The following is a 10,149-nucleotide window of genomic DNA, read 5'->3' on the forward strand; positions in this document are numbered from 1 at the left end:
CGCTTGCCGCTGCGCGGTAAACGCGGCCGAACTCGTCGCCTGCAAGCGCGGTGCGCAGCACGAAACTGCCCACCGCGCTGCCGGCGGGCAGGCTGGCAACGCCGGAGGGCGGCTGGGTGGATGCGGGGCCGGGCTCGTTCATGGGGGGTCGGGCGGGTGGGGCGGAAACGGGAATCATGAAAGGTCCGATTACAGAAGCCAAGGATAGACCTATGGACTGCCCCGGCGTTCCAAGGCGTATCGCTGCGCCCGGCGTCGAACGCCTCGAAAACCTGCGTTTCAACCGCCGGTGACGGGCGGAAAGAAGGCCACCTCGGCCCCGTCGTTCAGCGGCGCGGTTTCTTCTGCCATGACTTGGTCGAGTGCCGTGCGCAAAGCCTTGCCACGGCTCAGGACCTTCGAGTGGGAACCCCCTCGAGAAATGAGCTGCTCGCGCAGATCGCCCAGGGTGCTGCCGGGGGGCATTTCGACCGTCTCGCTCGGGCCCAGCGCCTCACGAATCGAGGCGAAATAGCGTACCTGGAGCCTCATGCCAGCCACTCCGAAAAAGGCACGAAACGGACTGCGTCGCCGCGCGCGATGGTGCGGCCCGGCGGGTTGTCGATCAGCCCTTCGGCCCAGACCACCGAGGTCAGCACGCCGGAGCTCTGGTTCGCGAACACCTCTAGGCCGCCGTCGACATTGCGGCGTGCGCGCAGGAACTCGCGGCGCACGTCGGGCTTGGGCCAATCGAAATCGGCGCGCAGCAGCAGGCCCTTGGGCTCAGTGTGCGGCACGCCCTGCAGCGCCAGCAGCACCGGCCGCACGGCGAGCAGGAAGGTCACGAAGCTCGAGACCGGGTTGCCGGGCAGACCGATGAAGAGCGCAGAGCCGGCGCCAGCCTCGGCCGCACCCCGGCGGACCGCCCCGAAAGCCAGCGGCTTGCCCGGCTTGATGGCCACCTGCCACAGCTCGAGCCGTCCCTCGGCCTGCACGGCGGGCTTGAGATGGTCTTCCTCGCCGACCGAGACACCGCCCGAGGTGAGGATGAGGTCATGACCCTGCGCGGCCTGGCGGAGCGCGGCGCGCGTGGCATCGAGCCGGTCGGGCACGATGCCCAGGTCGGTGACCTCGCAGTCCAGCGCGGTGAGCAGCGCGCGCAGGGTGTAGCGGTTGGAGTTGTAGATGGCGCCGGGCTTGAGCGGCTCGCCGGGCATGGCGAGCTCGTCGCCAGTAGAAAAAAGCGCGACCCGGGGGCGGCGCACGACGGCAAGGCGCGCCATACCGACCGAGGCCGCCAAGCCCAGCGCCTGCGGCGTGAGGCGAGTGCCGCGCGCCAGCAGCACGTCGCCAATGCGCACGTCTTCGCCCAGGCGGCGTATCCACTGCCCGGGTGCCGGCTGCACGTTGACGCACACGCTGCCGTCCACGGCCTCGCACTGCTCCTGCATCACGATCGCATCGGCGCCCTGCGGCACCGGCGCGCCGGTGAAGATGCGCGCGGCGCTGCCCTGCGCAAGAACGGTGCCCACCTGTCCCGCCGCGACGCGCTGGCTGACCGGCAGCACGGTGCCGGGCCCGGCCACGTCGGCCGCGCGCAGCGCATAGCCGTCCATCGAACTGTTGTCGTGCGGCGGCACATCCAACGCCGACAACAGGTCGGCCGCGAGCACGCGACCGAGCGCGTCCGCGCTGTCGACCGGCTCGGTCTCAGTCAGTGCCGTCGTCGCGGCGAGGAGCCGCTCCAGCGCCTGTGGCAGGCTGAGCATCGGCGAGCGCGGCGGGTTCGGGGTCGAGGTCATAGGGCGGTGTGTACTCGTGACGCAAGGCGTGGCGGAGCAGAAAGTCGCAGATCGCGTCGGCGTCGTTGAGGTCGAGCACCGGCAACTGCGTGGGCTCGGGCAACAGCGCCGCGCTGTCGGTGGCGATGGCGACAACGAAAGGATCGTTCGGATACTGCACACGCTGCCCGGTCGTGGCACGCCAGATCTCGATCTTCAACAGGTCGGCGTGCTTGAAGCCTTCGACCAGCACCCAGTCGCATTCGTACAGCTCCGCGATGAGCTGGTGCGCGGTGGGCGTGCCCTGCACCTCGTATTCGCGGATCTTGGCCAGGCGCTTGCTGGAGGCAATCACCACTTCGAAGGCACCCGCCTCGCGGTGACGATGCGAATCCTTGCCCGGCTGATCGATGTCGAAGTCGTGGTGGGCATGCTTGACCACCGACACCCGCTGCCCCGCCAGACGCAGGCGCCCGACGAGCTGCTCGACCAACGTGGTCTTGCCGGAGCCCGAATAGCCGCAGAAGCCGACGACTTTCATCAGGGCGCGGCGCAGAAAACGAAGTGAGCGACGGAGTTCATGTCAGCCGCAATTTTCGGCGATGCAGGCCTTGACCGCCTCGCTGCTCGCCGGCATGACCTTGAAGCGCTTGGGGAGGCGCTCCAGCCCTTCGTAGCCCGCCGGCCGTTCAGGCTCATGGCCCAGCGCTTCGATGATGGTGGCAGCGAACTTGATCGGCAGCGCCGTCTCGAGCACCAGTGTCGTGGTGCCCGGCTGGTGAAGTTGGCGCCCGACCTTCAGGCCGTCGGCCGTGTGGGGATCGATGGTGATGCCGAAGCGCGCGTGTGTGTCGCGAATGGTGGCGACGCGATCGGCGTGTGTGCTCTTGCCGGAGACGAAACCGAACTCGCGCACACGCGCGAACTCCTCGGCGCTGAGCGTGAAGCCGCCGCTGTTCGAGATTTCCTCGCCGAACAGCTGCCGGGTGCGCTCGGCAGCCTGCGGGTCATGGCCTAGCAGATCGAACACGAAGCGCTCGAAGTTGCTGGCCTTGGAAATGTCCATCGAAGGACTCGAAGTCTCGTGCGTATCGCAGGCCGCGCGCACACGATAGCTGCCGGTGCGGAAGAACTCGTCGAGCACGTCGTTCTCGTTGGTGGCCACGATCAGCCGCTCGATCGGCAGGCCCATCATGCGCGCAACGTGGCCGGCGCAGACGTTGCCGAAGTTGCCCGAAGGCACGGCGAAGTTCACGCGCTCTTCGTTCGTCTTCGTCGCCTGGAAGTAACCGGCGAAGTAATAAACCACCTGCGCGAGCAGCCGCGCCCAGTTGATCGAGTTGACCGTCCCGATGCGGTGGCGGCGCTTGAACGCGAGGTCGTTGCTGACCGCCTTGACGATGTCCTGGCAATCGTCGAACACGCCTTCGATAACGAGGTTGTGGATGTTCTCGTCCTGCAGGCTGAACATCTGCGCCTGCTGGAACGGGCTCATGCGGCCCTGCGGGCTGAGCATGAAAACGCGCACGCCCTGCTTGCCGCGCATGGCGTGCTCGGCTGCGCTGCCGGTGTCGCCCGAGGTAGCGCCCAGGATGTTGAGCGTCTCGCCGCGGCGCGCCAGTTCGTACTCGAACAGGTTGCCGAGCAGCTGCATCGCCATGTCCTTGAAGGCGAGCGTGGGGCCGTTCGACAGCGCCTGCAGCGCCAGGCCCGGCTCGAGCGCTTTCAGCGGCGTGATCTCGGGCGTGCCGAACACCTCGGCGGTGTAGGTCTTGCGCACGAGCGCGCGCAGGTCATCGGCCGGGATGTCGGTGATGAACAGCGACAGGATGTCGAAGGCGAGGTCGGCATACGAAGCCCCTGCAAGACCGCGCCAGCGCGCAAGCGTGGCCGCATCGACCTGCGGATAGCGTTCGGGCAAGTAGAGCCCGCCGTCGGGTGCCAGACCTTCGAGCAGGATGTCGGAAAAGCCGCGCGGCATGGTGTCGCCGCGAGTGCTGAGGTAGTTCACGTTGTGCTGCTCCGTGGGGTGCTTGTCTGCCCAGGCGGCCGGCGCCGCCGACACCGACGCAGCCCTGCGCTGCGGCCCGCGCTCAGGACAGCTCTTCCTTGCGGATGCGCACGATCGGCGCCAGCACGCTCGGCAGCGCCTGCATCTTGGCAAGGGCGTCGTTCATGTGGCCTTCGAGCGTGTCGTGGGTCAGGATGATCAGGTCGGTCTGGTGCTCGCCGGCAGCCCCTGCCTCACGGTTGGGCCGCTGCAACACCGCATCGATCGAGATCGCGTGCTCGGCGAGGATGCGCGTGATGTTGGCCAGCACACCCGCCTCGTCGGCCACCTGCAGGCGCAGGTAGAAGGCGGTGATGACCTGTTCGATCGGCAGGATCGGCGTGGCGGCCAGCGAGCCGGGCTGGAACGCCAGGTGCGGCACGCGGTGGTCGGGATCGGCCGTGATGAGCCGCGTGACGTCGACCAGGTCGGCCACCACGGCCGAGGCGGTCGGCTCCGCGCCTGCGCCCTTGCCGTAGTAGAGCGTCGTGCCGACGGCATCGCCCTGCACCACCACCGCGTTCATCGCGCCTTCGACGTTGGCGATCAGGCGGGTGGCCGGCACCAGGGTGGGATGCACGCGCAACTCGATGCCCTGCGCATCCTCGCGGCGCTTGGTGATGCCGAGCAGCTTGATCCGGTAGCCGAGCTGCTCGGCATAGCGGATGTCCGCGGCTTGAAGCTGGGTGACGCCCTCGACGTAGGCGCGCTCGAACTGCACCGGCGTGCCGAAGGCAATGGCGCTCATGATGGACGCCTTGTGCGCGGCGTCGATGCCCTCGATGTCGAAGGTGGGGTCGGCCTCGGCATAGCCGAGCGCCTGCGCCTGCTTCAGCACCCCGTCGAAATCCAGGCCCTTGGAGCGCATCTCCGAAAGGATGAAGTTCGTCGTGCCGTTGATGATGCCGGCGATCCAGTCGATGCGGTTGGCGCTGAGCCCCTCGCGCAGCGCCTTGATGATGGGGATGCCGCCGGCCACCGCGGCCTCGAAGGCGACCATCACACCCTTGGCCTGCGCGGCCGCAAAAATTTCGGTGCCGTGCACCGCGAGCAGTGCCTTGTTGGCGGTGACCACGTGCTTGCCTGCGGCAATGGCTTCCATGACCAGCGTACGGGCGATGCCGTAGCCGCCGATGAGCTCGATCACGATGTCGATCTGCGGGTTGGCGATGACCGCACGCGCATCGGCGACGACCTCCACGCCGTCGCCGACGATGGCGCGGGCTCGCTTGGTGTCGAGGTCGGCCACCATCGTGATCTCGATGCCGCGGCCGGCCCGGCGGCGAATCTCTTCCTGGTTGCGGCGCAGGACCTCGAAGCTGCCGCCGCCGACGGTGCCGATGCCCAGCAGGCCGACTTGAATGGGTTTCATGGAACGGCTCTCAGAGGAACATGAGGCGCTGCTGCCGGCGCCGCCACGGCGTGACGCTTGCGGTAGTGCTCGAGGAAGCGGGCGATGCGGCCGATCGCTTCGGTGAGGTCGTCCGAGTTCGGCAGGAATACGACGCGGAAGTGATCCGGCGTGCGCCAGTTGAAACCCGTGCCCTGCACGATGAGCACCTTCTCTTCGGCCAACAGTTCATAGGCGAACTGCTGGTCGTCGTCGATCGGGTACATCTTCGCGTCGAGCTTGGGGAACATGTAGAGCGCCGCCTTGGGCTTGACAACGCTCACGCCCGGGATCGCGCTCAGCAGCTCGTAAGCCAAATCGCGCTGCCTCGCCAGCCGCCCGCCCGACCCCACGAGGTCCTGAATGCTCTGGTAGCCGCCGAGCGCGGTCTGGATCGCCAGCTGCCCGGGCGTGTTGGCACACAGGCGCATCGAGGCCAGCATGTTCAGGCCCTCGATGTAGTCGGCGGCCGGCTTCTTGTCGCCCGACACCACCATCCAGCCGGCCCGGTAGCCGCAGGAGCGGTAGTTTTTAGACAAGCCGTTGAAGGTGACGAACAGCACGTCTTCGGCCAGCGAGGCGATGCTGGTATGCACGGCGCCGTCGTACAGCGTCTTGTCGTAGATCTCGTCGGCAAACACGATCAGGCCATGCTGGCGCGCCAACTCGACGATCTCGCACAGCAGACTGTCCGGATAGAGCGCGCCCGTCGGGTTGTTGGGGTTGATGACGACGATGCCGCGCATGGCGGGCGTGATCTTTGCGCGGATGTCGTTGATGTCGGGCAGCCAGTCAGCCTGCTCGTCGCACTGGTAATGCACCGGCCTGCCGCCGGACAGCGACACCGCGGCGGTCCACAACGGATAGTCGGGCGCAGGCACCAGCACCTCGTCGCCGTTGTCGAGCAGCGCGTTGAGGCTCATGACGATGAGCTCGGAGGCGCCGTTGCCGAGGTAGATGTCATCGACGGTGACGCCGGTGACGTTCTTTTGCTGGGTGTAGTGCATCACCGCCTTGCGCGGCGCGAACAGGCCCTTGCTGTCGGTGTAGCCCGCAGCGGCTGCGAGGTTTCGGATCATGTCCTGCACGATCTCGTCGGGCGGCTCGAAGCCGAACACCGCCAGGTTGCCGATGTTGAGCTTGATGATCTTGTGGCCTTCTTCCTCCATCGCTCGCGCCTTGTCGAGCACCGGCCCGCGGATGTCGTAGCAGACATTGGCGAGCTTGCTGGATTTGGCAATGGGTCTGGACACGCAGGGCCTCGTTGTTGGGGTCTTGCGAGCGCTACAAGGTGATCGCCGAGAGCGAACTGCGCCGCAAATAAAATTAGACCACAGCGCCCTCGGCTTCACGCGCTCCCTCGAAGCCCGTCGACACCCCTCCTCCAGTTCCAGCACGCCCATGAAATTGCAGCCTGATCCCATCGCCAACGCCAACATCATCACGGGCTATACCGGAAGCACCGTGCAGGTTGGCGCGCAGCCGTGGAGCGAGAGCCTGCTGTTGCCCTGGCAAGGCGTCGTGCGGCCCTGGGGCGCTGCCCGATTCGCCGAACTCGGCCCAGCGCATTTCGAAACGATCGCTGCACTCGAGCCCGAACTGGTGCTGTTCGGCAGCGGCAGCCGACTGCATTTCGCGAAACCCGAATGGCTCGGGCTGCTGATGAACAAGCGCATCGGCCTTGAAACCATGGACACCGCCGCCGCCTGCCGCACCTTCAATCTGCTCGCGGCAGAGGGGCGCCGCGTGGTTGCCGCACTGCTCATCGAGGCCGCGCGCTGAGTCTTTTCGGGCCGGACTCGTCAGGCCTTCGGTACACATCGCTTGCACATTGCCCGCACAGTGCTTCAGCCATGCCAGAGCAGCGTGCCGAGCATTTATAATCACTGGCTTCCCCGTGTTCGGGGCATCCAACTTGTCTAGCAGCCTACATGACGCCCGCCCTCAATAAAGCCCTCCCGGAATTTGAAGCGCTGGCCACCGGCGGTGTGAAGTTCACACCCCAGGCCTACTTGGGTCAGACAGTCGTCATGTACTTCTACCCAAAGGACAACACCCCCGGCTGCACCACCGAGGCAATGCAGTTCCGCGACCGCCACACGGATTTCATCAACGCCGGCGCCGTGGTCTTCGGTGTGTCGCGCGACAACATGGTCTCGCACGAAAAGTTCAAGCTGAACCTCGAGCTTCCCTTCGAGCTGATCGCCGACACCGAAGAAAAGCTCTGCCACATGTTCGGCGTGGTCAAGAACAAGATCATGTACGGCAAGAAGGTCAAGGGCATCGAGCGCAGCACTTTCCTGGTCAATCCGCAAGGCGTGCTGATCGAAGAATGGCGCGGCATCAAGGTCACCGGCCATGTCGACGAAGTGCTTCAGTCGGTGAAGGCGCTGCAAAAGGCCGCCTGAACTTGGCCTGTGCGGCAGCACACCGTGCTGCTGAGCCTCTTGCATAATCGATCCATGCTCGTGAGCCCCTCACCGCATCCGCGCAAGCCGCACAGGTTCTTCCTGTGCGGCTTTTTCATTTCCTAAGGCCCCTCGCTCCCATGCCCCTGCCCAAGCCCCCCGCGAAGAAAGCCTCTCTCCTCAGCGCCAGCGACTTCGACACCCAGGCCGCTCCCAAGCCCGTCAAGCGTTCCACCGGCGCCAGCAAGCAGGAAAGCACGGCGCCCGCGCTGCTCGACCTGTTCGATCCGAACCCGAAGGCGCCTGCGGCTCGCGCACCCGCGCCGGTCGCCCCGCCGTACGCAAGCCCGCTGCCGGTCAAGAGCGCCAGCCGCGCGCCCGTCCCCGAGCCGCGTGCGCGCAAACCGCGCAGCAACGGGCCGGCGAAGCTGTTCGTGCTCGACACCAATGTGCTGATGCACGACCCGATGTCGCTGTTCCGGTTCGAGGAGCACGACATCTACCTGCCGATGATCACGCTCGAGGAGCTCGACGGCCACAAGAAGGGCATGAGCGAGGTTTCCCGCAACGTGCGACAGGTCAGCCGGGAACTCGACGCACTGGCCGGCGGCCCCGACGCGGCCAAGCTCGATGCCGCGGCGGGCATTGCACTGGCCAAGACGGGCCACAAGGAGGCCGGCGGCAAGCTCTATTTCCAGACACTGCTGCTCGACGTCAAGCTGCCCGAGGGCCTGCCGCAGGGCAAGGCCGACAACCAGATCCTCGGCGTCGTCAAGGGCCTGCGTGAGCAGCAAGCCGGGCGCGAGGTGGTGCTGGTGTCCAAGGACATCAACATGCGCGTCAAGGCGCGCGCACTCGGCCTGCCCGCCGAGGATTACTTCAACGACAAGACGCTGGAAGACGGTGACCTGCTCTACACCGGCGTACTGCCGCTGCCGGCCGATTTCTGGGATCGTCATGGCAAGACCATGGAGAGTTGGCAGCAGGGCGGCGCCACGTTCTACCGCATCGCCGGGCCCCTGGTGCCCTCGCTCATGGTCAACCAGTTCGTCTACCTCGAGACGCCGGGCGCTGCATCGCTGTACGCGAAGGTGACCGAGATCACCGGCAAGACCGCCGTGCTCAGGACGCTCAAGGACTACTCCCACGGCAAGAACGCGATCTGGGGCGTGACCGCGCGCAACCGCGAACAGAACTTCGCTCTCAACCTGCTGATGGATCCGGACTGCGACTTCATCACCCTGACCGGCACGGCCGGCACCGGCAAGACACTGATGACCCTGGCCGCGGGCCTGTCGCAGGTGATGGACGAACGCCGCTACAGCGAGATCATCGTCACACGCGTCACTGTGCCGGTCGGCGAGGACATCGGGTTCCTGCCCGGCACCGAGGAAGAGAAGATGGGCCCCTGGATGGGCGCTCTCGACGACAACCTCGAGGTGCTCGCCAAGAACGACAGCGGCGCCGGTGAATGGGGCCGTGCGGCCACCAACGACCTGGTGCGCTCGAAGATCAAGATCAAGAGCCTGAACTTCATGCGCGGGCGCACCTTCCTCAACAAGTACGTGATCATCGACGAGGCGCAGAACCTCACGCCCAAGCAGATGAAGACGCTGATCACGCGTGCCGGGCCCGGCACCAAGATCGTCTGCCTGGGCAACCTGGCGCAGATCGACACGCCCTACCTCACCGAAGGCAGTTCGGGCCTGACGTACGCCGTGGACCGCTTCAAGGGCTGGCCCCACAGCGGGCACGTGATGCTGGCGCGGGGCGAGCGTTCGCGGCTGGCCGACTACGCCTCCGAAGTGCTCTGAAGGCCAAGTCGGTGGATCGAGAACGAAGGGGCCGTGAGGCCCCTTCTTCTTTGCAGGATGCGCCGGCCGTCAGCGCCTGAACCCACCCGGCTCCAACACGTAGAACTGCGGCCCGAGCGCGGCCAGCGGCTCGCGCAGCTTGTCGATCTCGGCGGCCGGGCCGTGCACTTCGAGCCGCGTGATCTCGGCGATCTTCAGGGCCTCCTGCAGGATCGGACCGACGTTGTCGAGGTGCGCCAGGAGGCCGGCCGCGTCGTCGTAGCCTTCGCGGCAACGCGCCATGTCGCCGTCGAAGCTGAAGCCGTAGTACATGCACTTCGGCTCGCTGCTGGTTCGCTCGGTGAAGCGGGCGACGATCGCCTTGAACTCGGGCAGCTTGCCGGGGGCGACCTTGAAATAGGGCACGAGGCCGCAGCAGGTGTCGGGCGAACTCATGGAGATCTCCTTCGGTAGAAAAACGAAATAGTCAGGCGTGCAGCGCTTCGGAAGGCTCCCGTCGCGTCAACAAGTTCGAGCCTGCGCTTGCTCTGCGGCCCTCGCCAGACGGGATGAACCCGTAAACCGGGTGAGGCTGCTCCACACTGAAATACTGTTGTTATGTAAGGGGTATCCTTTTAGCTCCAGTGAAGCCGAAAGACTGGATGCCCATCCAGTCATCCTATCCCTGCTGCGCTGGCTTGTGCAGGTCGTACGACGTTGTCATAGGTGACTGGTTCGGTGCTCACGG

The 10,149-nt window shown here is 66.1% G+C and carries 10 protein-coding genes; 3 read left to right on the forward strand and 7 right to left on the reverse strand.

Annotated elements, in window-relative coordinates:
• Nucleotides 1-279: 279 nt before the first annotated feature.
• The 6 genes from moaD to H0W38_RS08550 form a co-directional block, all read right to left on the reverse strand.
• Nucleotides 280-531, reverse strand: coding sequence for a molybdopterin converting factor subunit 1 (moaD, locus tag H0W38_RS08525; RefSeq protein WP_292452886.1), 252 nt, complete (start codon nucleotides 529-531; stop codon nucleotides 280-282).
• Nucleotides 528-1,748 carry a gephyrin-like molybdotransferase Glp gene (gene glp / locus H0W38_RS08530; protein ID WP_292452904.1) on the reverse strand — a complete coding sequence of 407 codons (1,221 nt, stop codon included), beginning with the start codon at nucleotides 1,746-1,748 and terminating at the stop codon, nucleotides 528-530. The genes moaD and glp overlap by 4 nt, the downstream gene beginning before the upstream one ends.
• Nucleotides 1,690-2,301 carry a molybdopterin-guanine dinucleotide biosynthesis protein B gene (gene mobB / locus H0W38_RS08535; RefSeq protein WP_292452888.1) on the reverse strand — a complete coding sequence of 204 codons (612 nt, stop codon included), beginning with the start codon at nucleotides 2,299-2,301 and terminating at the stop codon, nucleotides 1,690-1,692. The genes glp and mobB overlap by 59 nt, the downstream gene beginning before the upstream one ends.
• 42 nt (nucleotides 2,302-2,343) lie before the next feature.
• Nucleotides 2,344-3,771: a threonine synthase gene (thrC, locus tag H0W38_RS08540; RefSeq protein WP_292452889.1), complete on the reverse strand. Its 1,428-nt coding sequence runs from the start codon at nucleotides 3,769-3,771 to the stop codon at nucleotides 2,344-2,346.
• Between the two features lie 82 nt (nucleotides 3,772-3,853).
• Entirely contained in the window at nucleotides 3,854-5,182 is a 1,329-nt protein-coding gene (locus H0W38_RS08545) for a homoserine dehydrogenase (protein WP_292452892.1), read from the reverse strand.
• Nucleotides 5,179-6,453: a pyridoxal phosphate-dependent aminotransferase gene (locus tag H0W38_RS08550; protein WP_292452894.1), complete on the reverse strand. Its 1,275-nt coding sequence runs from the start codon at nucleotides 6,451-6,453 to the stop codon at nucleotides 5,179-5,181. Before H0W38_RS08550 ends, H0W38_RS08545 begins: the two co-directional genes overlap by 4 nt.
• A 148-nt stretch (nucleotides 6,454-6,601) precedes the next feature.
• Between H0W38_RS08550 and H0W38_RS08555 the strand changes: the two genes are divergently transcribed.
• From H0W38_RS08555 to H0W38_RS08565, 3 genes are all read left to right on the forward strand, one after another.
• A complete protein-coding gene (locus tag H0W38_RS08555) occupies nucleotides 6,602-6,982 on the forward strand; it encodes an Mth938-like domain-containing protein (protein ID WP_292452896.1) in 381 nt (126 codons plus the stop codon).
• Nucleotides 6,983-7,131: 149 nt separating this feature from the next.
• Complete coding sequence (locus H0W38_RS08560; RefSeq protein WP_292452898.1) at nucleotides 7,132-7,608, forward strand: peroxiredoxin; 477 nt, start codon at nucleotides 7,132-7,134, stop codon at nucleotides 7,606-7,608.
• 140 nt (nucleotides 7,609-7,748) lie between these two features.
• Nucleotides 7,749-9,422, forward strand: a complete 1,674-nt coding sequence (locus H0W38_RS08565) for a PhoH family protein (protein WP_292452900.1) — start codon at nucleotides 7,749-7,751, stop codon at nucleotides 9,420-9,422.
• A gap of 69 nt (nucleotides 9,423-9,491) precedes the next feature.
• Here H0W38_RS08565 and H0W38_RS08570 read toward each other — a convergent pair whose 3' ends face one another.
• The gene (locus tag H0W38_RS08570) at nucleotides 9,492-9,857 is read right to left on the reverse strand and encodes a hypothetical protein (protein WP_292452902.1); all 366 of its coding nucleotides are present in this window, start codon (nucleotides 9,855-9,857) and stop codon (nucleotides 9,492-9,494) included.
• Between the last annotated feature and the right edge of the window lie 292 nt (nucleotides 9,858-10,149).

The sequence above is a fragment of the Methylibium sp. genome (assembly GCF_013817365.1).
GTDB lineage: Bacteria > Pseudomonadota > Gammaproteobacteria > Burkholderiales > Burkholderiaceae_C > Methylibium.

What these genes read in the sequence shown, in the direction of transcription:
- moaD (WP_292452886.1), bottom strand. Translation starts at nt 531, where the DNA reads ATGAGGCTCCAGGTACGCTATTTCGCCTCGATTCGTGAGGCGCTGGGC.
- glp (WP_292452904.1), bottom strand. Translation starts at nt 1,748, where the DNA reads ATGCTCAGCCTGCCACAGGCGCTGGAGCGGCTCCTCGCCGCGACGACG.
- mobB (WP_292452888.1), bottom strand. Translation starts at nt 2,301, where the DNA reads ATGAAAGTCGTCGGCTTCTGCGGCTATTCGGGCTCCGGCAAGACCACG.
- H0W38_RS08545 (WP_292452892.1), bottom strand. Translation starts at nt 5,182, where the DNA reads ATGAAACCCATTCAAGTCGGCCTGCTGGGCATCGGCACCGTCGGCGGC.
- H0W38_RS08555 (WP_292452896.1), top strand. Translation starts at nt 6,602, where the DNA reads ATGAAATTGCAGCCTGATCCCATCGCCAACGCCAACATCATCACGGGC.
- H0W38_RS08560 (WP_292452898.1), top strand. Translation starts at nt 7,132, where the DNA reads ATGACGCCCGCCCTCAATAAAGCCCTCCCGGAATTTGAAGCGCTGGCC.
- H0W38_RS08565 (WP_292452900.1), top strand. Translation starts at nt 7,749, where the DNA reads ATGCCCCTGCCCAAGCCCCCCGCGAAGAAAGCCTCTCTCCTCAGCGCC.
- H0W38_RS08570 (WP_292452902.1), bottom strand. Translation starts at nt 9,857, where the DNA reads ATGAGTTCGCCCGACACCTGCTGCGGCCTCGTGCCCTATTTCAAGGTC.